Source organism: Bacillus sp. SCT118 (genome assembly GCF_058566435.1).
Genome location: NZ_CP191225.1, coordinates 565,553 through 589,767, shown reverse-complemented (window position 1 = coordinate 589,767; position 24,215 = coordinate 565,553). Strand labels below are relative to the sequence as shown.

Sequence of the window (24,215 nt, the reverse complement as noted above, 5' to 3'; positions counted from 1 at the left end):
CATCCCTCTCCTGTAAAATGATCTTCCTATTTATATTGGTCGCAGTTTCTTACGATTAAACGGACGTTTTCGTGACCGTCTGATACTGATGATGCAAAGCCTTGGCGTTTTTTCCTGCGTCAAATTGAGCCTGCACGGTTTCATACAAGTCATCTGCTACTTCCGGCTTCCATATTTGCTCATGTTCGTACCGAGTGATCGCTTCCGCCAAGGCTTGAGCGGATTTCGGTTTAATCAGCAGATGTTGGTGCTTTCCGAATAAAGACGACACTCCGCCAACATCCGTACAGATAACAGGAACCCTTAGCGCCAGCGCCTCAATCACAACAGTCGGCATCCCCTCACTGTAAGAAGGAAGCACGAATAGATCTGCCGCAAGTAAATAGTCTCTTACATGATGATTCGGCACTTGGCCTGTGACGATATGCCCCTTCTGCGTCAGCGTCGATTTTGCGGGACCATCCCCGACAAAGACTGCCTGAGGTGGGTCCTGCAGCGATTCGATCGCTTCAGACAGTTCAAAAATGCCTTTCTCTCTGACCAGCCGGCCGACATAGACAGCCAGACGCTGATCAAGCGGGAGTCCGAGTCTTTCTCTGATTTCCTCTTTCGTCTCCTCATTCTCCTGAAAACGGCTGAGCTGTATGCCAATTGGCAAAACCGAGCTGTCAAAGCCCGAAAGCTTTTTGGCTTCTTCCTGAAGCTTGTGGCTGACTGCTAAAACAACTGACGCAGAACCTACGGCACGCTTGAAGGCTTTAAACGCTCCTTTGCTATAATGCGGATAGACATTCACATCACTGCCATGCAAGGTCAGGATATAAGGAATTTGCGCTGACTCTGACACGACTGCCGCAGCCCCGCCCGATGGCATGGCAAAATGAGCATGGATCAGATCCGGATATAGGTCGCGCTGTTTCATTGTTTTTAAAACGGCTGATGCGATTCTCCGATGAGGCTGCGCCCACTTCAGCTGGCCGGGAACTGCCCGATAGAAAGGCCGGTAAACCGGTATCCCTTTTCTAATCTCATACTCCGGTCTGGCATCCTTTTTTCGATATGTCTTTTTCAGCATGCGGACAGGTGCTGAATGAAAAGGCCGTGGGCATATCACAGTGATATCAAGCCCGAGTTTTTGCAGCTCTTGCACCTGTGTCTCATGAAACACACCCTCTCCGGGTTTCATACTGCTCGGATATACGCTTGTGATCCACAAAATCTTCATGACAAACGCCCTTTTCTTAGTAGTTTGTTTTTCGTTTGAGGGTACGCTTTTACCAAAAGAAAGAGATAGCACAGCGCCCCGGCCGCAACTGAAATGGCCAGCCGCATTTCTGCCTGCATACTGAAGTGTTCGGTACTGAGGCTTACACCAAACGCGATGATGCCCATCGCCGCAGTAATCAGAAATGGCTTCATAATCGACTGGAAATAAGCTGAAAGGTTAAGCTTGATGACATATGCCAGGAGCCAGCGCCCGATCAGGAAATTAACAACGCTGATAATGGCATACACCCATGCGACTGTCAGCAGGCTTCCCGTCTGTACAGCTGCAAACAGTGATAATCCGTACAGCAGCAGTACGCCGGAATCCCAATAAAACGCTAAGTCAGCTCTTCCTTTTGCCAGCAGTACAGATCCATTTGGATTCATGAGCACTCTTAGTATCCCGACAATGGCCAGAACATTCAGGATCGGAACAGCAGCAAGCCACTTTTCTCCGAAAACCGCTGTGATAAAGGCGTCTGACACAGACACGAGCCCGATTAACAGCGGAAACGAAACAAGCGCCAGCATTTTTGTCATATTCAGAAAGCCTTCTCTGATCACGCTGTTTTCATATTTGTTTTTTGCGAAAACAGGGAATGCCACCCGTGTGACAATCGGATTGATCTTCAAAACCGGAATGGTGACAATCTGATAAGCGAGGTTATAAATCCCCAATGCTTCAGCACCAATAAACCGGCCGATCAAAATCATGTCGATATTTGCTCCCAGTCTGTTCACAAGACGGGATGAAAGCTGAAAGGCTCCAAAAGAAAAGAAATCCTTCATGCCTCTCAAATCAAAAACAAAAGCAGGATGCCACTTTTTTCGGTATACAGCCCAATATAAAATCCCTTTACTGGACTGCAGCAGGACTTGAGAAATCACGTACGCCAAAATCGCATCCATCATAAAAACCGCTATCGCTAAATATCCGAATGACAATACATTTGAAAAAATCTCTATTTTGCTTAACGTATTAAAGTGCAGCTGCTTTTGCAGCATATACTGATATTGCTGTCCAATTGGCGCGATCAAAAACATAATCGCCAGAATCCGAACCAGAAACACCAGCTCTTCTCTTTGATAAAATCCCGCAATGACAGGACTGCTCACATATAAAAGAACAAACAGCAAAACGCCCGTCATAATGTTAAGCCAATACAATGTTGACAGCTGGCGCTCCGTCGCGTCGTCTCTCTGAATTAATGCTGCGCCAAAACCCATATCGAGCACAATCTGGGCGAAAACTGTAACCGTTGTGATCATGCCGACAAGCCCAAATTCTGTTAAGGTCATCATATTTCCAAGCAGGGCAAACTGAACAATTTGTATGATTGTAATACACATAGTTGAAATACTTGTCCACTTTGCACCGCTCATGATTTGTTTTGTAATACTTGGCATCATATTCCCTACTTCTTTTTAAGCTCAGATTGATGGTGAATAATGGCATTCTGTTTTATCTTGCACCATCACCCGTCCAAACTACTTTACAAGTTTTTAACATAATTTTTAATTCTAAAGTGAAAGTCAGATTGCGAATGTAATATAAATCAAATATCAGCTTTTCCTTCGGCGTCATATCGTAACCGCCGTTCACTTGAGCCCAGCCGCTCAATCCCGGTTTAACAGCCAGACGCTGTGTAAAGCCTGGAATCTCATTCTGGAATTTTTCCGTAAATACAGGCCGTTCCGGACGAGGGCCAATCATACTCATATCGCCTTTCAGCACATTAAACAGCTGAGGAAGTTCGTCAATTCTCGTTCTTCTGATAAAAGCTCCGATCCTTGTCACCCGCGGATCTTGCTTCTGTGCCCAAACCGCCCCAGACTTCTCGGCATCTATTTTCATGGAACGAAGCTTATAAAGCTTAAATGGTTTCCCGCCTTTCCCTACGCGTTCCTGCGTATAAATGGCAGGCCCCGGCGTCTCCAAACAAATCAATATTGAAAATACCGCAATCATTGGCAGCGCAATCGCCAACCCAATGAGCGCAAACCAAATATCCATTACGCGCTTTATTGCCAAATAACGAGCCGTCTTTTCAGATAATGTAAAAGAATGTATTTGCTGAACTGAGAATTCACGACTCACATTCATGCTTTTCTCTGCACTCACTGACACACACCTCACGATTTGTTTGGGATGTTATGATGACCTATGCCAGTCAGTTTAGCAGACGGATGTTAATTGGATGTAAATGGTATGTTAAGAAGTGTGAATTTGTTATTTTTTCTGACATTTATCCGTAAACTTTTTATTGTTTTAGACACTTTTTTTAAAAATTAAGCATATTGTTTAAAAAAAGAGACAAATCATTTTACTGATTTGTCTCTTTTCGTTGAGAAGCATTTAATATTGAAAATAAAACTTTGATTTAGAGGTTAACAGCTTGTATTGAACCTCAACCATTTTACTAAAGAATAACATGGATTTTCGTTCCACGTTCCGTGTGTCCAGGACAATTGTTTGGTTATCCACTTTTGCACTGATTTTATTTTGGGAAGTATTTATCGCAAATTCAATTAATCGCTCTTTCTTTACATGAACTAGCTGTTCAAGCAAACTCTGCACGTTTACCGTCAATTTTGTACAATTAGGCTCTAACTCTATACGTTTTACCGGTAATGAGATTTCAGACTGTCCGGTATTCACAATGATTTTTGAATGATTTGGCAAACAGATTTGCTTATCTTTAAAAATAAATGATAAATCTTTTGATTCTGTTTCATATGAAAGTTCTGCTTCTGTATAGGCATGTTTCTTTATATCAATCGAAAGATTATCGTAGTTCATTGTGAAATATGGTCTTGCACTGAAGACAAACAAAGCATTATGCCCTAAATACATCGTTTTTGTAGAATACTTATACGCAGCACGCTTGTTTCCGATTCTCGCCCTTAATTTGTAGCCGTCTATCGACGATTCAATAAAGAAATCCCAAACGCCTAAATCTTCTTCTGCAGATGCCAGTTCATCAAACTTGCACTCAAATGTAAATGTTGAATTTTCATACTTAGCCGGCGAAATGTATTTTTCCGCCTTTGTATCGCGATGAACAAATACTCCTGTCAGAGATTGATTTTGATTCATTTCATCATCAACCAATTTGTGTTTAATGGTTCCTTGAATGCTGAGGCTGCGATCGTTAAATTCAATATTTTGCAGATAATGCTCAAGCTTATTTTTATAATTCACTTTTAATAGTTCTTCAGAAATTGGATATCGCTCTAAGCTCGGATAACGTGCAATTAAATCCCCGTTATATACAACACAGAACTTTTTAATGTCTTGTTCCTCACGCTCATACTGGGTTAACCCCTGCAAATCATTATTCCGAATAAACAGCAGACGCAATTTGATATGCGGAAGCACAAATTGATCAGCCTCTTCAGGTACTGCATGAATAAATGAAGACAAATATTTAAACCATTCAGCTCTTTCTTCATCGGTCTTCATTTTTATTGTGACATTTTTTGTCCGCGAAAAATCGAAATGCCTGTTTAAAAATACTGCCATCAGTTTAATTTTTCTTCCTTCTTCCAGGTCACTAGCCTTGATAGCAGAAATAATATCTTCCATTGCTCCATAAAAGTTCTCTGGGGGAACATAAGCAACACTCATATGTTCACCGTCTCTTTTGACCAGATAGTAATAATCATAGTCAGCTGAAACAGAAATCTTCTTTGCCTTTAAATAAGCGTTCATTGTGAAGACTTGATCTTCCGCTGCTTTTATGTGAGTAGGGAAGATGATTTGATTTTCTTTTAAAAGTGAGGCTTTAAACAGTTTTTGGGGTCCCAATGTGAAAACAATTTTGGAATCAACCAAATCAACATCTGGGTTTGTTTCCTTAAACATTGATTTGGGAACACCTCGGCCGTTTATCCCTTTTAACTTACCTAAAGTAATATCTGAATCATTCTCTTTTGAGAAATTGTACCATCTTAACAATGCTTCATTGCCTAGATAGTCATCGGAATCAACAAACAGGATGTATTCACCTTTGGCAATTTTTATTGCATCATTCCGCGGCGCACCTGGACCGCCTGAATTTACGGTTCTTTCAACAACAACAATATTGTCATATTTCTTTTTATATCGATTCAAAATGTCTAAAGATGAATCCGTAGATTTATCATCGACACATATAATCTCATAATCCTCTTTTGGCATCGTTTGGTTAACTAAGCTATCAAGACATTCGGAAATAAGATCTTCTGAATTATATACAGGGATAACAATGCTTATTTTCATCGATTACCTCACTACCCTAATGGATCGGTTATATTTTTGCCTGATAATTATATCAAAAACATCTGTCAATAAGAATAGGCCTAACCTTAAATTTTGTTAAACTTTTACATAGCATATGTGGTTTAAAATTTTTCTCATTTTATCGTATAAAAAAGCTTGCCGGCAATTCCTGATAGGTTCTGCCGGCAAGCCGCTATTGATGTCTACTAATTTAATCCCCTAATAATATCCAATGATTCCTTCATATATTGCTTGAGCTGCTTTTTCTTGATACAAAGCACTCTTTAACTTACTTGCGTCGTTCGCATTTGAAATGAACGCCAGCTCCACTAAACTGCTCGGCATCGTTGATTCTCTGATGACATGGAAATTCCCGATTTTCACGCCGCGGTTTTGAGTATTGAGTGCTTTATAGAGTCTGTTTTGTATTTCTGTCGCAAGCCGTTTGCTGTTTTCTGACTCATATTTTGTATAATAGTAGGTTTCAGTACCGGTTGCTGCTGGGCTCGCTGAATTGGCGTGAATACTCACAAACAGGTTTGCATTATTGCTTTTTGCTTTTGCAACCCGCTCTGAAAGCTCCAAGAAAACATCTGTAGATCTGGCCATAATCGGAATGGCTCCACCATTGGAAAGTTTGCTGTTTACAAGCTTAGCAACGGCAAGGTTAACATCTTTCTCCTTTAAACCATTACCTACCGCGCCGCTGTCATAACCACCATGTCCTGCATCCACAAATACCTTTTTGCCAACAATCACATTTTTCAGCTGATTCACAACATTTGTGGTAACTGAAATGGTTCCCCCAAGAACTGTGAAAGTGTTCTTGCTATTTGATCCGATGACTGTTCTTGTCGCAGTCGGCAATGAACCGGCGTCAGTAAATAGCATTGGGCGATTTTGCTTCGCCGCCAGCACAGAACCCGCTAAAGCATCTGCATATTGATAGCCATTGCTGACAAATGCAGCTTTTGATGAAGAATAATACTTTTTCGCTATGTTGGCAGCCACTTCAAAACGGCTGTTCCCGCCGATCCTTGTTGGTGATGGCAACTGGCTGTAAACGCTTTTTGAGACACTGATTTCTCCCCCGACCACAATAGTCGATGTTGTTCCTTTGCTGTTCATCGCATTTTTCGTTGGTTCGGGAATAGAGCTTTCAGTCGTCAGAAGAATTGGAATACCATTACGGGCAGCATAAGAACCGATTGCCAGACTGTCAGCATATGCCGTTCCATTTGCGATTACTGCTTTTGAATTTGAAGACAATTTTTTAGAAATATTTTGAGCAACTTCATAGCGGCTTCTTCCGCCGATCCGTTCCACATTGGAAATACCCAATTTTTTAATGTCGCTTACAACGTTGTTAGAAACACTGATCGTTCCGCCAATGACGATGACCTTGCTCGGTTTAAGCTGGCTGATTCTGTCTTTCGTCGGTGCAGTCAGTTTAGATGATTCCGTCAATAGAATCGGGGCATTGTATTTGTAAGCCAAAGGTGCAGCAGTTAATACATCGGCATATGCTGTTCCGTTTGCTATAACAACCGTGCCTGCACTGCTCCAGCCTTGTTTTGATACATTTACTGCAACCTCATATCTGCTTGCTCCATCCAGCCTTGTAACAGAGTTGGCCGCAAACGCATTTGGTACAAATAACACGACTCCTAGTATCAGCATAGGTATGCTTTTAAGAAAGATCCGCAAAGATAGTCCCTCCAAAGATTCATAATGATTCATAAATCAAATAACGAACAAAGGAGGCATCTCGCCTCCTTTGACTCTAACAATCTTTTAATAGCTTGATAGAGTTGTTCCCGGATAGTAAAAACTTAAAATTGTTGTATAAGATTGTCCGGCAGCTGCTCTGGCATTGGCTCCGTACTGACTCATGCCTATGCCGTGTCCGTATCCTTTACCGCTAATGAGAAAGGCGTTTGTATTGCTTGAGACAGAAGCATATGTACTCTTCATATTGGAAGCGCCAAGCATCGTTCTCAGCTCTGCTGCAGGTACAGTAATTGTTGCTGTTTTTTCACTGAGGCTTCCATTTGACAGAATATAGCCATTTGATTTTTCTTTCACGAAATATGAGAATGTGACGCTTGCTGTTTCCGGCCGCTGACCGGCAGTTTTCTCCGTGCTGAATTTCACACTGGATATTTTCGTGATTTTGATAGACTCGGCATTGCTGTATTTATTTTTAATAAACCAGCTTTTCAAACCGCTCAAATATGATGAGTTTGTTTCATTTTTAGAGCTCCACCAAGAACCCGGGCTTTTCAGATTCAGACTGCTCTTATCAAGCTGGGTTTTATTTAAAGACAGAGACCAGCTGATTTGCGGGTCGTACGTATCTTTTTTGGCGATTAAATAAGGAAGCTGGCTGCTCCACACCTCACCGCTCGCTTCTGTGTAGCCGCCGTTGCTTGAGGAATACGTAGCTGAAATCAAATTCCCATTGTATTTCAAAACTTTTCCTTTTGTAGCTTCGACCACTTCTGAAGTTTTTGAATTCCAGTCATATCCGCCATATACCTGAAAAGCGGTGGTGTCTTGTACTTCTTTTCCGGCCGAACTGATGGAATAAGTTCTCGCTGCGACAGCTTGGGCTTTAAGCGCTTCTTTCTGCCAGCTGGCCGGCATTTCATGAGGAACAACACCCTTTAAATAATCTTCAAAGGGGATATTCACATTGATTGGCCGAACATATTTGCCTGACTCTATTGTAAATTTCATGTTTCCGAGATATGGCGTTCCGTTCAGACTGATAGAATTTGCAGTTGCATATTTTTTAGGCTGTGCTGTAAAAGACGTTCCAAGCGTCTTGATTGCAGTACTGTTTTTATAAAGCACTAGGTTTCCGCCGGTTAACTTGACTGTATATCCAGTTCCTGCAAAAGTATCTGCCAGTTTGTTCTTTAGCGTATCACTGATGGAAATGCTTCCTCCAAGCAGCGCAAATGACTGAGTTCCTTTTGACGCTACTACATCAGCGACTGGTGACGGCAGGCTGCCTGATTCAACCAGCAGTAAAGGGCTTCCCTGCTTTGCTGCAAGCACAGATCCCGTTAATGCATCCGCGAATGTTTGGCCGTTTGACATAAATACCTTTGTTGCTTTCATATTTAATTCTTTAACGATATTGGCAGATACCTCATATCGGGAAACGCCGCCAATCCGTTTCACAGTTGCCTTCTTTTTTAATGCAGCTTCCACACCAGTGCTGACACTCAACGGACCGCCGACAATTGTAACCTTGCTTGGAATTTTGTAATCACTGCGGATGTTATTGTCTCCCGCAAGTAAAATCGGATAACCGTTCATTGCAGCATATGGCGCGATTGACAGGGCATCCGTAAAGACCATGCCTGTGGCCACTACTGCCTGGCTGTAATTCCCCATCCGATCGGCTATGTTTTTAGAAACCTCGTAACGGGTTGCTCCTCCAATCCGATCGATAGAACCATATTTTTTTAATGTATTTTCTACATTTTTAGAAACACTGATTGTCCCACCAATGATGAGAATATTGTCAGGATTTAATTTTGCAATTTCGCTTTCTGTTTTTGGTGTTAGCGAATCTGCATCTGTTAATAAAATCGGTGCATCGTACTTTTTGGCAAGCGGGGTTGCTGAGAGCGCATCGGCAAAAGCGTCCCGATTCACAATGACCACAGTCGTTGGATTTGTCCATCCGGCAGAGGCGACATTATTGGCAACATCAAAACGGGTTGCTCCTCCATATCGCTCCGTATCCGCAATTCTTGAGCCGGGAATTTCATATCCGCCTATGATATCGACATCCAAACTTGATTTGCTGCCTACATAATTACTCAGCTTAACCGAAATGGTTTTATCAGCGGCTTTCGCAGTCTGCATAAACGCCGGACATGCTACAGCCGCCGCAGTGACTGACGATAGAAGCAAGAGCTTCATTTTTTTCAAAACATGGAACCCCCTAAGAGTTTTTTATTACTTTGTCTCAAGATCCTTAAGCATTAAAGCGCCATTTGAATCTTTTGTATATTTGACAACAACTTTTTGCCCTTCTGAAATGCTGTTCATTTTGTCCTGAAGGTCTGAACCAACCTGAATCGACGTCTCTTTATCATCAATAGTGACTGCAATTGTATGGCTGTCCGCCAAACCGGCAAAAGTGCCTTCCTTCGTTACTGTCTCTTCTGCAGCCGCATCCTGGCTGTCTGAATTTGTTTCTGCTCCTGATGAGTTCTGAGCTGTGCCGCACGCAGACAAAAGAAGCAGCATTGAGAACATTAAAATAGCAATTTTTTTCATTCCTATATCACCTCTCCACTTTTTATCGACAATTTTAAGCTTATTTTAAGATTTCTTTCAAAACAACGAAAAATTTTTGCGGATTTTCTTAAAATACCGAAACATTTGTTACAAGGATCCGTCTATTGTAAAGAATCAGACAAATTTTAGTTGTTTTCAAATATTAAGAAACTTATAATCGTACTAGATTACAAAAAAGCGAGGACTTTATTATGAGAGCTGAAAAAAGAAAGAAAAAAAGAAAGGCGTTACTTGTCATTTTAGCCATTGTGGCCGTATTTGTACTCGGAACAGGCGGCTATGCATACTACTTATGGCATAAAGCAGCTTCAACCGTGGCAAGTATTCATGAAAGCATTGATAAATCGAAAAAGAGGGATAAAGAAGTCAGTATCAATAAAAAAGATCCTTTTTCCGTCTTAATCATGGGTGTGGATGAACGCGACGGCGATAAGGGCCGTGCCGATACGCTCATTTATATGACCGTTAACCCAAAAACGAATACAACCGACATGGTCAGCATTCCGCGTGACACGTATACAAAAATTATCGGAAAAGGCACAATGGATAAAATCAACCATTCATACGCTTTCGGCGGCACGCAGATGACGGTAGACACTGTTGAGAACTTCCTCGATGTCCCGGTTGATTATTTTGTAAAAGTGAACATGGAAAGCTTTAGAGACGTTGTTGATACACTTGGCGGCATTACAGTTAACAGCACATTCGCGTTTAGTTATGACGGTTATTCGTTCGGCAAAGGAGAAATCACGCTGAATGGAAAAGAAGCACTCGCTTATACCCGGATGAGAAAAGAAGATCCGAGAGGCGACTTCGGACGCCAGGACCGCCAGCGCCAAGTCATCCAAGGTATTATTAATAAAGGCGCTAATATTTCTTCTATCACGAAATTCGGAGATATGTTTAAAGTTGTTGAAGATAATGTGAAAACGAACTTGACCTTCGATAACATGTGGGATATCCAGTCCGATTACAAAGGTGCCCGGAAACATATTAAACAGCACGAACTAAAAGGTACAGGCACGAAAATCAATGGAATTTACTACTACCAAGCTGATGAAAGCGCCCTTTCCGATATTACAAAAGAGCTGAAGGAAAGCCTCGAAAAGTAAAACAAAAAGAAGCTTCGCACAATGTGCAAAGCTTCTTTTTTATTTGCCTGTAAATGAATCCGGTTGTTCTTTCCGATACCCGTAATGAAACAGCAATTCTTCCACAATCCGGCGGGAAGCCTCTCCATCTCCATACGGATTAGAAGCCTGGGACATTTTCTTGTACTCATCATGATCAGTTAACAGCTGTTTTGCCAGCTGATAAATGTTTTCCTCATCCGTCCCTGCAAGTTTCAGCGTTCCCGCTTCCACTCCTTCAGGCCGTTCCGTCGTATCACGCAGAACAAGCACCGGTTTCCCGAGAGATGGGGCTTCCTCCTGCACGCCGCCCGAATCTGTCAATATAAAATGCGATTTCGCTGCAAAGTTATGGAAATCAATCACCTCTAAAGGTTCAATCAGATGCACTCTGTCAGAATCACCAAAATGCTTCTGAGCCGCTTCCCGGACAACAGGATTCAGGTGCACAGGGTAAACGACTTGTACATCTTCAAATTCCCCTACAATTCTGCGGATGGCCTTGAACATGTTTTCCATTGGCTCACCCAAATTTTCCCGGCGGTGAGCGGTCAAGAGAATCATTTTATCCTCACCCACCTGATCGAGAACAGGATGTGAGTAAGCATCCCTAACCGTTGTGTTGAGTGCGTCAATCGCTGTATTGCCCGTTACAAAAATAGAGTCGGCCTTTTTGTTTTCTTTTAATAAATTGTCTTTCGCCTGGCCTGTCGGAGCAAAATGCAAATCAGCAATCGCCCCTGTCATCTGTCGATTGAGCTCTTCCGGAAACGGGGAATACTTATTCCCTGTACGGAGCCCCGCCTCCACATGACCGACAGCAATTTGATGGTAAAAAGCGGCTAGGCTTCCGGCAAACGTCGTCGTCGTATCACCATGGACAAGCACAATATCGGGTTTGATATCTTTAAACAACTCATCCAATTTTACAAGTGCGTTAGACGTAATCTCTGCCAGTGTTTGCCGCTCCTTCATAATGTTCAAATCGAAGTCAGGCTTGATATGAAACGCATCTAACACCTGATCGAGCATCTGTCTGTGCTGTGCAGTGACCGTTACATAGGAATCTATTTCAGGATATTTTTTCAATTCAAGCACAAGCGGTGCCATCTTGATCGCTTCAGGCCTGGTCCCGAAAACGGTCATCACTTTTAGTTTTTTCATATTTGTCACCTGGTTTCTTTGTTTAACGGGCTGTTAGATAGAATTTCGATTGGTCCGATTGTATAAATAGATCTACTTTCTTCTTTATTTTAAAGCACCATAGCTTTTTTTCAATATTTTTACTGCAAAAGTACACACTGACATCCTTTTTCGGAACCAATGTGGTTTTATAAGAATTAATGGATAAAACAATATTGGTGTTTTGTAAATAAGCCGGAGCAAACTTTTGCTGAACGAGATTCCGATCAACCTGTATCACTGTCCCATCAGCTGAACTGATTTGATTTTTTATTGGTATTAAAAACTCTTGGTTATTGCATTCGAGCAATAATAAAGATTGCTTCGGAAAAAACAATTGGCTTCCAGGAAATACGAACGTTAAATGCTGGTCCGAATCATTATCTCTGAATTCGACTTTCAGAACTTCCTGCTTTCTGATATCCACCGACAAATTATCATAGGTTTTAGTAAAGTACGGCCGTGCGCTGAAAGCATATTCCCCGTTATTCCCAATATATTTAGCATGTTTTGAATAAGGATACGGTTCTCTGCTGCTGCCAATTCGGACGCGTTTTTTATAGCCGTCTATCTCCGATTCAATAAAGAAATCCCAAACACCAATATCTTCTTCATGAATAGCCAAATCAGTAAACTTCGTGAGAAATTCAAATTCTCCGTCCTTAGAATACACTGGGGAAATGATTTTTTCAGTTTTTCTATCACGGTGCACCCAAATGCCGTATAAAGTTTGCATAGCTTGATGCTCTGGTTGTAAAGCCGTGTGGGTAACCGACCCTCTTAATGTGAAGGTGTTGTCCTTCATTTGAAATTCGCTCACGTAATGACTGATTTTGTTTCTGTCATCAACAATCCGTTCATTCTCTGCCAAATGATATGAGATAAGGCTGGGATAGTTTGCTATGATATGACCATTTTTAACTGACGTATATTGTGCCATATTTTCTTTATCAGCTTCAAACTGCTTTAAGCCCTTTAGGTCATTATGGCGTACAAAGTGTAATTTTAACCGCGTATGAGAATGAACAAGTTTATCAATTTCCCGTGGTATATTTTGTTCAACAAAATGATGCAGCTCTGTCATCCATGTTTGCTGCTCCCGTTCGTCCTCGATTGTTACGGTAAAGTCCGTTGTTCTGGAAAAATCAAAATGACGATTCAAAAACTTCGCCATAAACTTCATTTTGCGATTATGTGAAAGACAGCTATTACGAATCATATCTATGATTACCTTCATTGCGCCATAGTAGCTTTGAGGCGCAACGTATGCAAACGTCATGTGCTCGCCGTCATGCTGTACAGCATAGTAATAATCATAATCGGCCAAGACAGAAATTTTGTCCGCTTCTAAATAAGCCTGCATGACAAATACCTGATCCTCTGTAGCCTGTATATTAGAGGGGAAATATATGTCATGCATTCTAAGCAGTGAAACTTTAAAAAGTTTTGTCGGTCCTATTGAGTAAACAAGCGGAGATTTTACAAGATCCGCCTCAGGTTTCGTTTCCTTAAAAATAGCTTGCGGGACCGATCTGCCGTTTACACCGACCATTTTCCCAAGCACAATATCTGAATCATGCTGTTTTGCAAATTGATACATTCTCTCGAACGCTTCGATTCCTACATAATCATCGGAATCAATAAAAAAAATGTATTCACCGTTCGCAGCACGTATCGCTTGGTTTCGCGGCTCCCCCGGCCCTCCCGAATTTTTTTCTCGTTCTATAACCGTTATATTAGAATACTGTTCACTGTACTTTTTTAATATTGAAACCGTGCCATCCTGTGAACAATCATCTACACAAATAATTTCGTACTCATTATTCGGCATGGTTTGTTGAACCAGACTATCCAGGCAGCGGGAGATAAAATGTGCTGAGTTGTATGTGGGTACTGCTGCAGTGATTTTCACCATGACACCTCTATCCTTATCCGCTTCTATTTCTTCACATAAAGCTCATATAATGAACAAAAATGGTGCAAAAACGTACTATTTCGTTATTTCAAATACTTCTTCCCATCTTTCAAATAATCGGGCTTCACTATATTCAGTATCCATTAAGTTCTTTGCATTTTTTCCGTATTGAATGGCTCTCTCAGGGTTGTCGTACAAATAAATGATACTTTCAGCAAGCATGTCAATATGATCAGGTTCTACAAGCATTCCCGTTTCGTGTTCTTTTATGAGCTCCCTCGGGCTGTATTTCACATCAAAACTGATAACAGGGGTTGCGCACGAAAACGATTCACAAATCGCGAGACTAAACCCCTCAAATTTTGATGTTAATAATGTGGCAAGCGCCTGCTGATAAAATGGAGCGGGATTTGCGACATACCCTTTTAAATGTACATTATCTAACTTAAGATCATCGATCAATTGCTGGTATTCCTCATAGCCGGGACCGCTGCCATATATATTCAGGACAATATCCGGCCGGGATTTTTTTACGATTCCCATTGCTTTTATGACCTTATCGATCCCTTTTTCCTCATGATATCTGGCCACCATGACAAACTCGTTTTTCTTTTTTTCATACGTTTGTAATTTTTCAAGCCTTCTTGGTGCATGAGGAATAACAAAAATATTATTGTTCGACTCAAAATCCTTCATGATATCTTCTTTTTGTTCATTCGTTAATACGATCAGCCCGTCATAATCCTTAATATGCTCCATCGCATATTGATGATTGTTTCGAACTTTGCTGCCTAACGTATAAGGATAATCTAAATGATTTGAGTGAACACAGTAAAATCGTTTTGCCAATCCTGCACGCATTTCATTTACTTTTGAAGCACTTCCGACTCCATCACAGATGATAATAGGGTCCTTTTCTTTCTCACATAACGTTTCAAGCCAATGTGTATGAAACTGGTGCTTGTTTTTGAAAAATACAGCTTCCTTTTCATCACGGCCAAACAGCATAACTCCTTGACTGGCTCCTGTTTTAAAATGGTACCATTCTGTTAAATAACAGAAACCGTCGGGTGCTGTGTAGTGAATTTGATTGATTTTTCCGCTTCTTGTATCGAAAATCACAGTTTTATTTACATAACCGCCATGAAAGAATTCTCGCTTTGTCATTTGCATATTTTCATTGAAATGATCTACATATAAAAGATTATCCGACTCATCCCATTTTTTCTTTTTTATATATAAGCCATTCTTGAAGTATTCTGTTTCTAATTTTTCCTCATTATGATACGCAGCGTATGGTTCTTCAAAGCGATTACGATTTTGATCATAGTAACTTTGTTGCACTTCCCCAACTTTCATATGCTTATGCTGATTTTTATAGTCATCATAAATATTGAGGATATTCACATCAGCATGCAGCCTTCCAGCGCTCTTCAGCACTTGCTCAATCTGATCATAATTGTCTTTATAATCAAGTGTAACCAAATCGATTTTATGGCCGCGCTCCGCAAATGTAAAAGATCTTGACATCATAGAGCTTGTAATGCCGCCTTTTTCAATGTCTATTTCATATATTAGTGAAAAGATCCTTCTCATCTTCAAGCTCCTTCTTCTGGTAAAACCTTGTCTGCTATTTTTTCACAAACAGCCGTTTCATTAATTTTCTCCGAAATCCTTCGGCAGTCTGAACACGCAAATAATTATTTTCTTTTTCTAAAGTAACTTGCCAGCCTGAAATACTTTGTTCTGATAATGGAATTTCCTTTGAATCGGTTATTCGCACACCTGATGCAAAGAAGCTATTATCCCACTCGGAACAGAGATACAATTCAATGGTGGACAACTGATCTAATACAGAGTGAATACGAAGTGTACCGCTTACGGTAAATATTAGTTCTTCCTCGCTGTTTACTTTTGCGTTAAACGTGCTTTCAGTGCCGCTCTTTTTATTTTTTAACTTCCAATACATTTTATGGCGGCCAACAGAATGGGGAGGAATGCAGCCTTTAAATTCAACCTTGGATGACAAATATAAATCGGATTTTGATTGCCATTCTGCCATTAACAGCTCAACATTCATATCCTTCAATTGATTATTAAATGGCACCTGACCTATTAGTTTGTCCACAAAACGCTTGCGGGTAAACGGCTCTTCAGAAACGTAATAAATATTTGTGCGAGGCCCCGTATTTTTAATTATGTCATGATATCTCTTCAAGGAAGGAACCACGAAAGCATCAAGGTGGCCTATTTCCTTTTCAGGGTTTTCCAACATCTCATTCGTCTCTATAAAACCTAGATACATGGAGGAATATTCAACTGAAAGAGTTTTTAATGTAGTATATAACTCAATTTCAGAAGTCATAAATAAATAATCCGCTTCCTTTATCAAGCGGCTCAGAAAATAACGGGAAAGTTCATTTTCTGAATACAATACACTGACTATATTCTCTTTTTCGTCAAAAATGACAATTTTTTCAGTTGTTCCATCATTCTTATACCATTTTGTCATATAACAAGTGCCATCTACCCTTAAATAAAGATGCTGCTTCGGTTTGTTAGTGTCCAGATCCATGTACATTAAGCTGTGTACATATCCAGACAAATCATATTCTTCCCTTTTAAATCTTTGCCTGCTTTCATTAAAGTAATCAATGACAGCAAGTTCTCCTGATGCTGTAAACCTTTGATATTTGATATAACGTCCATTATTGTAATAACGATAAATTGGCTTATTTGGTTCTTGAATATATGTTAAACCTTCTTGTTCAATCGGATGCTTGATTTTATCTTTCTGAGGTTCAGAACCTTTAAAGTAGCTGTACATATTAATAACAGCAGTATCTTTAAAAGAAGAAGGCCCATTGGGCTCATGATGTAAAGTGACAATTTCCATTGGATAATTCCAATCGATCGTATTGATACTAAACTTTTTTGCAGCATTCAGCTCTTGACAAACAAATGCTAATTTTGGAGTAGAAACCTTAATCGTCATCATCTATTTATTACCTTTCGAATAAATTCGTACAGTCACATTTTCAGAACTACATTATATCACTTTTGCTGAGCAGGCTCTAGAGATGAACAAGCTGTTATATTTCTTGAAATACCGGATCAGGTGAAACTGTTTTATCTATCAATTAATGATATTTTTGTGTATTTCCTCGACCCCAAAGTCACTGAATTGACTCTTGTTTAATATTGGTTTTTCTTATATGATTAAATGTGTTTAACAGAATGAAAATAGGGTATTGATGAGAAAAGAAACTCAAACATTTTAAATACTCAGCATTCAAAAGAGTGACCCTAAATCTGTTCTTAAGGAAGGTGCTTTGAAATTGAAAAAAGTACGTAAAGCCATAATCCCTGCCGCAGGTCTCGGAACGAGATTCTTGCCGGCTACGAAAGCAATGCCGAAAGAAATGCTTCCTATCGTTGATAAACCTACCATTCAATACATAATTGAAGAAGCTGTTGAAGCCGGTATTGAAGATATTATTATCGTAACAGGAAAAAGCAAGCGTGCGATTGAGGATCATTTTGATTACTCTCCTGAGCTTGAAAGAAACCTAGAAGAAAAAGGAAAAACTGAGCTACTTGAAAAAGTGAAAAAGGCTTCTAACCTGGCTGACATTCACTATATCCGCCAAAAAGAACCTAAAGGTCTCGGACATGCTGTCTGGTGCGCGCGCAACTTTATCGGCGATGAGCCGTTTGCGGTACTGCTTGGAGACGATATTGTTCAGGCTGAAACACCAGGGTTGCGCCAATTAATGGATGAATATGAAAAAACACTTTCTTCTATTATCGGTGTTCAGCAGGTGCCTGAAGAAGAAACACACCGCTACGGCATTATTGACCCGCTGACAAGTGAAGGCCGCCGTTATCAGGTGAAAAACTTCGTTGAAAAACCGCCTAAAGGCACAGCACCTTCTAATCTTGCCATCTTAGGCCGTTACGTATTCACGCCTGAGATCTTCATGTATTTAGAAGAGCAGCAGGTTGGCGCCGGCGGAGAAATTCAGCTCACAGACGCCATTCAAAAACTGAATGAAATTCAAAGAGTGTTTGCTTACGATTTTGAAGGCAAGCGTTATGATGTTGGTGAAAAGCTCGGCTTTATCACAACAACTCTAGAATTTGCGATGCAGGATAAAGAGCTTCGCGATCAGCTCGTTCCATTTATGGAAGGTTTACTAAACAAAGAAGAAATCTAAACAAAAAGGCTATTGGACATTCATCCAATAGCCTTTTTTTAATTCAACATCAAAGTCAGTGTATGCTCTCCATTATCAACGGCGAAGACCTGATCAGCTGTATTCACAAGAAAACGCTTCTTGCTGCTGTCATACAATACATCGCTATCACTTAAGGATAGTGACGCCGGGTTGATAGGAGAAATGTTATGAAAAATAAGCTCTGTTGCTTTATCATTCTCCAGCACATAGCTGATTTTTTCATAATCAAAATCTAACGTTTTTCTGCCGTCAGCTGTATCCCCTTCAGTATATCCATTCAACTTGGATTGAATGCTGGTTCTGCTGTCCCCCAGGAATTTCAGAAAGTATTCATAGGAAGATGCTGCGTTTTGCGAGACATAAGACGTAAATGCAGCGGCATTCAATTCAGCATGTTTCATGTTAGTTGCAACAGCGCTCTTTTTCACAAAATAAGACTGTCCGTTAAAATTAATTTTCGCTGCTTGTTTGCCTTTTGCAGCTACCGTCACTTTTGTACCGAATGGCAGTGTAACGTCAGCCTTCTGTTTCAAACCCTGATCCTTATAAGCAGCCGCTTTTTCATTTGCTATAAACCCTTGCTTATTGACTGCGGTTAAGCGTTCCTCTGACTTGCCCTTTGCATTACCATGATGATTCTTCACTTCATTTTGCGGAATAGCCCCAAACGAAGCAATTGTACGAAGCGGGGCATTAAAGAACATCGTTCCTGCCATGAATACAGTCAGGATAGACAAAATAGCAATTTGAACCGCATTAGCCAATGATTTCGGCTTTTTCTTCTTTTGGCGGAAACGGGCAAACGCTTCAGGATCTTCTTTCTTCCTCTCTTCCGTCTGCTCTTTTTTATATGTCTCTTTTTCTTTTTTCGACAGCTTATTAAACCAGTCAATAAATGCTTTATACTCTTTGACAACCGTTTTTGTTTCATCAAACATTCGAAGCTCACCGTAGTGCATCCAAGCGACGCGGTCACACATTTTTTCAATCTGACCGATTGAGTGGCTGACAAAGAAAATCGTTTTTCCTTGCTTTTTAAACTCATTTATTCTATCTACACACTTCTGATAAAACGTTTGGTCCCCTACAGAAAGCGCTTCGTCAATAATTAAAATGTCAGGGTCAATATGCACGGAAATCGCAAAACCGAGACGCGATTTCATCCCGCTGGAATAGTTTTTAACCGGCTGATTAATAAAATCGCCAATCTCGGCAAATTCAACGATGCTGTCATACATATCATCAATTTCTTTATTGGTTAACCCCATCATCAAACACTTGAGCCGGACATTGTCCCGGCCCGTTAATTGGTTATTTAAACCGGCCGCAATCGCAATCAGCGACGGCTGGCCGTTCATTTCAATTTCACCGCTGGTCGGCGGAATAATTTTAGCCAGCAGGTTAGACATGGTTGATTTCCCTGATCCATTTATCCCTACAAAGCCGATTGTCTCTCCCTCATACACGTCAAAGGAGACATTCCGCACAGCAAAAAAACCATTATCCTTAGCCGGAAAAAACAACCCTTTAATCTTGTCCGATTGTTTTTTATACAAATGATATTGCTTTGAAACATTTCGAAACGAAACTTTTAGTTTCATCGTACAATCTCCTTACGTATTAAAGAAAGTCAACAAACTTGTCTCTGAATTTCATATGCAGAATAGAACCCACTAACAATAAAAGGAATGTGAACAGCCAGAAATACAGCGTGTACTTCATATCTTGGAAAAACCATTTTCCGTCTAAGAAGCTGTTCCTAAATCCTTCTATCAGATAAAAAATCGGATTCAGCTTAAGCACAGGCAGAAGATTCGGGTGATTTTTCCCGAGCTGCTCTGAGATATTCCAAAAAATCGGAAGTAAAAAGAACAATAATCTGGTTACGGCCTGCAGCAGAAATTGATAATCTCTGACAAGCACACTGATTGTAGAGTTAAACAAACTAAATGAAAACATAAACACGATCATGCAGATTAAATAGTAAATATATTGTATCCAATGCAAGCTAGGGTAAACACCGCTTGCTAAAAGGACAATGACATAAACACCCATCATTACAAAATAACTAAATAAATTTGAAGCAATCACGACAGAAGGCAGTGAACTGATCGGAAAATTCATTTTCGCCACCATATTGATCCGTTTAAATACACTGTTTGATCCATCCAGAATCGTCGGGCTAATAAAAAACCACGGGATCAAACCAGCCAGCATCCAAACAATAAAAGGCACTTCTCCAATACCTGTTATGACTGGCTTGCTGTTACGAATCCCCATACCAAATACAAACCAATACGCCAGCATTTGAATGAGAGGATTGAGAAACTGCCATAATACGCCAAGATAATTCATCTGATACTGAGACTTTGTCTCATACGAAGCTAAGCGCAAAATTAAAGGAAACGATGTCACTTGCTCTTTTACGATTCTTACTAATGCATTCATTGTTTATCTTCCTTAGACTTAAATGATTTTTTGGATCTTTCGGTTAAAGAAATTTGAAAGCACCGGTGAATATTGTAACAGATATTAAGTTTTTTTTCACATTGTAGCTGTCTAAATTTAATGTATAGAAAAAGCCGACAGATTTAATCCATCGGTTTTTTCTACAATGTTCTTATCTATTTGCTCTTTTTACAGTGTTTAAGATCGTATTATAGATACGTTCATTATTTTTATCATCTTTAAATTTAAAGATCTTCTTAGAATTCTCTTTAAATTGCTTATCTATTTCAAAGTTTCTATGACATATCTCAATTATGTTATTTACAACAGTTTCTTCTTCTGATGCAACTATTCCAATGTCTTCAGATTTAATCTCCTTTACTCTGATGGAATGATTATCATAAGGATCAAATTGATAAAAAACAACTGGTTTATTCATAAACAAAAAATCAGCAGAAACAGATGAATAATCTGTAACCAATAAAGAACTTTCTCCAATCAAATCAGATACTATTGCATTATTTTTGGTTAAAATTTCAATCTGTGGATGATCAACATTGAAATTTTTTATATACTTCTGCATTTGATAATGTATATAAAATTTGACTTCAATTCCCTTATCCTCTATCATATTAAGGAACTTCTCATTTTTAAGCAAATTCTGGTAAGAGAGGAAGTACTTAGATTTTAAAAAGTTATGCTTATTCATTTGAACTAAACTTCTTCTCCAGGTCGGCATAACTAAAATCTGGTCTTTATTTGATTTATTTTTTGACAGCCTATCGAACCTCGAAAGACCAGTTACGACAACTTCATCACTATTGTAACCTAGGGTATTAAGTATAATCTCTTTTTCTTTTTCTGAACTGCTAATAACGAGATCTTGATTATACTTCTCTTTATGCAAATAAGGTGAAATGTTATACATAATTAAACCATGTTGCAGACAGATATTATATTTGTTGCTTAAAACTTTTTTATAATACTTGTTATACACCTTTAAAGGCCATGGATACAAACCTTCTTGAAATGTCCATGCACTTATATATGCATTAGCTAAAAACATATATAATTTATGTTTAAAACTGGAGTGATAAAGTATATTTCCTAAGCGTTTTACCTTTTCAGCATGCGGGGAACCTTTTTCAATAATATAAAAGATTTTTTTATCTGGATGATTTGTTCTACAATACTCAAAGAAGGCGTATCCATTGTCTTCAGCTTGATCAAATCTCTCTCCGACTAACCATACATCTTTTCTATATAACAGCTTCACTATATATGTAAAAGAAATAAGAAGATATTTATATAGCATCTGCTTGATATGGCCGAATTGATACTTTAAGTCTCTCAAAGGCTTCGTTAATTTCCAAGATAACGATTTTTCAAACAACGGAACTCTCGCAAAATAAGATTTATAAGTTCTTGATTGGTTGAACCAATGTCTTTTACTCTTTAACAATTTCATAAACTCTGTTGCTTCATAATAACAATTTTTCTGGATCAATTTAACAAAGGTTCCATAACCTACTTCATTAAAGTTATAAATCTCCTCTACCTTAACAATTTCACTTATCTTTTTTATTGTATCGTACGCATCCCTATGATCTTTATCAAGTAAATTATTCAAAAAAACATTCGTATCTACATAAGACATTAATGTTTCCAATATCAGTTCTCCAAATTCCGTAAGAAATTGCTCATTATTTAAGCTGACGATTTTTTTAAAAGATTGGATATGACATTGATAACTATATTCAATAAATTCATTATCTACAAAACACTCTCCCAAATAATCCATTTCAATATTCTTTGTATCTTGCTCAAAAAAGAATTGAACTAAATTATCACGATTAAAAGTATTTTCTGAGAAGAAACCGGTCTCAACCAAATATTGTTTTGGCATTATCCTCGAAGCAATTATATTTTCATATAAATTGTTATTTAACAATCTATATGCTTTTATTACAGATACCCCATTTATATTCATCTTTTCAGAAAGTCTTTTCAATAAATTTGAATCGTAGCGATATTCAATATTTGAAAGGAATACATACTTTCCTTTACTCAATGAAATATTAAAATTTTTACTACTAATTAAATGTACATTCTCATCTAGATTTTGATCAGCTATATCATTGTCGTCTACAACAAAAAATATCTCTAATCTATTCCAATTCATACTTTGACCTTTAACAAAATCAATGTATGTTTGCATTAAGTTGTTATCTTGGGTGCCAACAGGAATCAATAATGTAGTTTCAATCACTAACCAATTTCTCCTTAATTTTATATTTCAACTTAGTTGCTTTTATTTTGCTTCTGAAGATTTTAGTTATTCTCCAAGATAGTGAGTTTTTGATGGCTTGCTGCCGCTTAAACATTTTTTGCAATTCTATTCCTGTATTGTACCACCATCTTCTTGAGACGATCATAGAATTGTATTCTAAAGCTTCTAGTAAGAAATTTTTTTCAATCAAACTAAGTAAAGGTTTCTCAATAGAAAAATATTTTCCGGTAATATCAGGGTTAAATCCTTGTACAACAGGTCTAATCATTTCAAATATCTCAAGCCTCTCAGTTACAGACATATTGTTGAAATCAGGATCACAAATTTTCCACAATAGAGACCTAAAAGCATTTATTTGAAAATAAAAGTATTCTTCTTCATTTAAAAATTCTTTTATTTTTAATGCAGCAGTTACATCATTTTTTAAGGTATTTTTAATATTTTGCTGTGTCAACGATAGATTGTTTGCATCATTTCTTGTCCTATAATAATAAATATACTCAGGTATATAACTGAACTTTTCGGCTTTTGTGAAGAGAGCCATATCATAAATTTTATCTTCCCCATTTCTCATACCCTCTGGAAATAAAATATTATGCTTTTTTAAAAAACTTGTTTTTACTAATTTTAAGTAGACAGCTGTTTTTACTTGAAGGAAAAATGGAACAGTTTCAATATTTACATTATTATAATGCTTATGCATAAAATAATTTTTAAATGTTATATGTTCATGTGTATTTCCAGTTTCATCATTAAAGCTTAGCATTTTGCCCATAACGAAATCTGATTTGTTTTTTTCCATGACCTTATATAATTTTTCATAAGCATCTTTTGGAATGTAATCATCAGGATCTAAAAATATAATATATTCACCTTTAGCTTTATTAATTCCAATATTTCTTGGTTTTCCAGGTGCTCCGCAGTTTTGTTCTAAATGTATTACTCTTATATTTGTAAACTGCTCGGCATATCGATCTAGAATAGCCGCTGTGCCATCCGTTGAACAATCATTGACTAAAATAACTTCAATTTTCTCAAAACCCAATGTTTGGCCAATTATAGATTGAAGACATTCTTCTACATAGGCTTCCACATTATAAACAGGTAAGACTACACTGATTAATGGATGTTTCAACTTAATTTCTCCTTATTAAAATGATTTATA

17 protein-coding genes are annotated in these 24,215 nt (G+C 38.8%); 2 read left to right on the top strand and 15 right to left on the bottom strand.

Annotation, left to right across the window (positions count from 1 at the left end):
* Positions 1-55: 55 nt before the first annotated feature.
* From tuaC to lytA, 7 genes are all read right to left on the bottom strand, one after another.
* A complete protein-coding gene (gene tuaC / locus ACQVGT_RS02935) occupies positions 56-1,225 on the bottom strand; it encodes a teichuronic acid biosynthesis protein TuaC (protein WP_015483770.1) in 1,170 nt (389 codons plus the stop codon).
* Positions 1,222-2,673 carry a teichuronic acid biosynthesis protein TuaB gene (gene tuaB, locus ACQVGT_RS02930; protein WP_015483771.1) on the bottom strand — a complete coding sequence of 484 codons (1,452 nt, stop codon included), beginning with the start codon at positions 2,671-2,673 and terminating at the stop codon, positions 1,222-1,224. Before tuaB ends, tuaC begins: the two co-directional genes overlap by 4 nt.
* Before the next feature lie 55 nt (positions 2,674-2,728).
* Positions 2,729-3,388, bottom strand: a complete 660-nt coding sequence (locus ACQVGT_RS02925; RefSeq protein WP_003242561.1) for a sugar transferase — start codon at positions 3,386-3,388, stop codon at positions 2,729-2,731.
* Between the two features lie 234 nt (positions 3,389-3,622).
* Complete coding sequence (gene tarQ / locus ACQVGT_RS02920; RefSeq protein WP_015483772.1) at positions 3,623-5,527, bottom strand: (poly)ribitol-phosphate teichoic acid beta-D-glucosyltransferase TarQ; 1,905 nt, start codon at positions 5,525-5,527, stop codon at positions 3,623-3,625.
* Between the two features lie 219 nt (positions 5,528-5,746).
* The gene (locus tag ACQVGT_RS02915) at positions 5,747-7,234 is read right to left on the bottom strand and encodes an N-acetylmuramoyl-L-alanine amidase (protein ID WP_015483773.1); all 1,488 of its coding nucleotides are present in this window, start codon (positions 7,232-7,234) and stop codon (positions 5,747-5,749) included.
* A gap of 87 nt (positions 7,235-7,321) precedes the next feature.
* Entirely contained in the window at positions 7,322-9,475 is a 2,154-nt protein-coding gene (locus ACQVGT_RS02910) for a SpoIID/LytB domain-containing protein (RefSeq protein WP_015483774.1), read from the bottom strand.
* Between the two features lie 27 nt (positions 9,476-9,502).
* Positions 9,503-9,826 carry an acidic lipoprotein LytA gene (gene lytA, locus ACQVGT_RS02905; protein WP_015384797.1) on the bottom strand — a complete coding sequence of 108 codons (324 nt, stop codon included), beginning with the start codon at positions 9,824-9,826 and terminating at the stop codon, positions 9,503-9,505.
* A 212-nt stretch (positions 9,827-10,038) separates the two neighbouring features.
* On the opposite strand from lytA, the gene tagU reads away from it, so the two are divergent.
* On the top strand, positions 10,039-10,959 hold the full coding sequence (gene tagU / locus ACQVGT_RS02900) for a polyisoprenyl-teichoic acid--peptidoglycan teichoic acid transferase TagU (RefSeq protein WP_015251104.1): 921 nt from the start codon (positions 10,039-10,041) through the stop codon (positions 10,957-10,959).
* A gap of 39 nt (positions 10,960-10,998) precedes the next feature.
* On the opposite strand, the gene wecB is transcribed toward tagU, so the two are convergent.
* From wecB to ACQVGT_RS02880, 4 genes are all read right to left on the bottom strand, one after another.
* Positions 10,999-12,141: a non-hydrolyzing UDP-N-acetylglucosamine 2-epimerase gene (gene wecB / locus ACQVGT_RS02895; RefSeq protein ID WP_015483775.1), complete on the bottom strand. Its 1,143-nt coding sequence runs from the start codon at positions 12,139-12,141 to the stop codon at positions 10,999-11,001.
* Positions 12,142-12,163: 22 nt separating this feature from the next.
* Positions 12,164-14,074, bottom strand: a complete 1,911-nt coding sequence (locus tag ACQVGT_RS02890) for a glycosyltransferase (RefSeq protein WP_015483776.1) — start codon at positions 14,072-14,074, stop codon at positions 12,164-12,166.
* A 75-nt stretch (positions 14,075-14,149) separates the two neighbouring features.
* On the bottom strand, positions 14,150-15,670 hold the full coding sequence (locus tag ACQVGT_RS02885; protein ID WP_015384800.1) for a glycosyltransferase: 1,521 nt from the start codon (positions 15,668-15,670) through the stop codon (positions 14,150-14,152).
* A gap of 34 nt (positions 15,671-15,704) precedes the next feature.
* Entirely contained in the window at positions 15,705-17,072 is a 1,368-nt protein-coding gene (locus ACQVGT_RS02880; RefSeq protein WP_015384801.1) for an alpha-glucosyltransferase N-terminal domain-containing protein, read from the bottom strand.
* 340 nt (positions 17,073-17,412) lie between these two features.
* On the opposite strand from ACQVGT_RS02880, the gene galU reads away from it, so the two are divergent.
* Positions 17,413-18,291 carry a UTP--glucose-1-phosphate uridylyltransferase GalU gene (gene galU, locus ACQVGT_RS02875; protein ID WP_003227944.1) on the top strand — a complete coding sequence of 293 codons (879 nt, stop codon included), beginning with the start codon at positions 17,413-17,415 and terminating at the stop codon, positions 18,289-18,291.
* A gap of 38 nt (positions 18,292-18,329) precedes the next feature.
* On the opposite strand, the gene tagH is transcribed toward galU, so the two are convergent.
* The 4 genes from tagH to ACQVGT_RS02855 all read right to left on the bottom strand — a co-directional run bounded on the left by tagH (position 18,330) and on the right by ACQVGT_RS02855 (position 24,185).
* Complete coding sequence (tagH, locus tag ACQVGT_RS02870; RefSeq protein ID WP_491798036.1) at positions 18,330-19,913, bottom strand: teichoic acids export ABC transporter ATP-binding subunit TagH; 1,584 nt, start codon at positions 19,911-19,913, stop codon at positions 18,330-18,332.
* 19 nt (positions 19,914-19,932) lie between these two features.
* Entirely contained in the window at positions 19,933-20,760 is an 828-nt protein-coding gene (gene tagG / locus ACQVGT_RS02865; protein ID WP_014665585.1) for a teichoic acids export ABC transporter permease subunit TagG, read from the bottom strand.
* Positions 20,761-20,932: 172 nt separating this feature from the next.
* On the bottom strand, positions 20,933-23,029 hold the full coding sequence (locus ACQVGT_RS02860; RefSeq protein WP_015384804.1) for a CDP-glycerol glycerophosphotransferase family protein: 2,097 nt from the start codon (positions 23,027-23,029) through the stop codon (positions 20,933-20,935).
* Positions 23,022-24,185: a glycosyltransferase family 2 protein gene (locus ACQVGT_RS02855; protein ID WP_015483777.1), complete on the bottom strand. Its 1,164-nt coding sequence runs from the start codon at positions 24,183-24,185 to the stop codon at positions 23,022-23,024. The genes ACQVGT_RS02860 and ACQVGT_RS02855 overlap by 8 nt, the downstream gene beginning before the upstream one ends.
* Positions 24,186-24,215 lie beyond the last annotated feature (30 nt).

What these genes read in the sequence shown, in the direction of transcription:
- tuaC (WP_015483770.1), bottom strand. Translation starts at nt 1,225, where the DNA reads ATGAAGATTTTGTGGATCACAAGCGTATATCCGAGCAGTATGAAACCC.
- tuaB (WP_015483771.1), bottom strand. Translation starts at nt 2,673, where the DNA reads ATGCCAAGTATTACAAAACAAATCATGAGCGGTGCAAAGTGGACAAGT.
- tarQ (WP_015483772.1), bottom strand. Translation starts at nt 5,527, where the DNA reads ATGAAAATAAGCATTGTTATCCCTGTATATAATTCAGAAGATCTTATT.
- lytA (WP_015384797.1), bottom strand. Translation starts at nt 9,826, where the DNA reads ATGAAAAAAATTGCTATTTTAATGTTCTCAATGCTGCTTCTTTTGTCT.
- tagU (WP_015251104.1), top strand. Translation starts at nt 10,039, where the DNA reads ATGAGAGCTGAAAAAAGAAAGAAAAAAAGAAAGGCGTTACTTGTCATT.
- wecB (WP_015483775.1), bottom strand. Translation starts at nt 12,141, where the DNA reads ATGAAAAAACTAAAAGTGATGACCGTTTTCGGGACCAGGCCTGAAGCG.
- ACQVGT_RS02890 (WP_015483776.1), bottom strand. Translation starts at nt 14,074, where the DNA reads ATGGTGAAAATCACTGCAGCAGTACCCACATACAACTCAGCACATTTT.
- ACQVGT_RS02885 (WP_015384800.1), bottom strand. Translation starts at nt 15,670, where the DNA reads ATGAGAAGGATCTTTTCACTAATATATGAAATAGACATTGAAAAAGGC.
- ACQVGT_RS02880 (WP_015384801.1), bottom strand. Translation starts at nt 17,072, where the DNA reads ATGATGACGATTAAGGTTTCTACTCCAAAATTAGCATTTGTTTGTCAA.
- tagH (WP_491798036.1), bottom strand. Translation starts at nt 19,913, where the DNA reads ATGAAACTAAAAGTTTCGTTTCGAAATGTTTCAAAGCAATATCATTTG.
- tagG (WP_014665585.1), bottom strand. Translation starts at nt 20,760, where the DNA reads ATGAATGCATTAGTAAGAATCGTAAAAGAGCAAGTGACATCGTTTCCT.